This window comes from Megasphaera sp. AF13-6AC, assembly GCF_027685385.1.
Classification (GTDB): domain Bacteria; phylum Bacillota; class Negativicutes; order Veillonellales; family Megasphaeraceae; genus Megasphaera; species Megasphaera micronuciformis.
The window spans coordinates 303-556 of sequence record NZ_JAQCUN010000344.1 but is presented as its reverse complement, the minus strand read 5'-3'; the positions used below and the strand labels follow the sequence as shown (position 1 = coordinate 556).

Below are 254 nucleotides of genomic sequence, written 5' to 3'. Positions count from 1 at the left end.
CGAGTTCTCTTTATTACGTCGGGCCAAGAATTGGTCATGCCGGGAGAACCCCGCAACGGAGCACAGATTTATAACTCCAATGCCTACCTGTTTGCCGGTCTTTTGCGTGAATACGGTTTCGGACAAATCGGCTACATGCACGTAACGGACAAGGCGTCCGAACTGGATACGGAAATTACCCGTATTTTCTCAGCCTCTATGGAAGTCGATATAATTATCAGTACCGGCGGCGTTTCCGTCGGGCTCTTCGATTC

Annotated in this window: 1 protein-coding gene; it reads left to right on the top strand. The window is 50.0% G+C overall.

All coding sequences use genetic code 11. The annotated features are described in order from the left end of the window. The coding region (locus tag PGX78_RS09365; protein ID WP_270446695.1) for a molybdopterin-binding protein at positions 1–254 on the top strand (254 nt) is incomplete at both ends.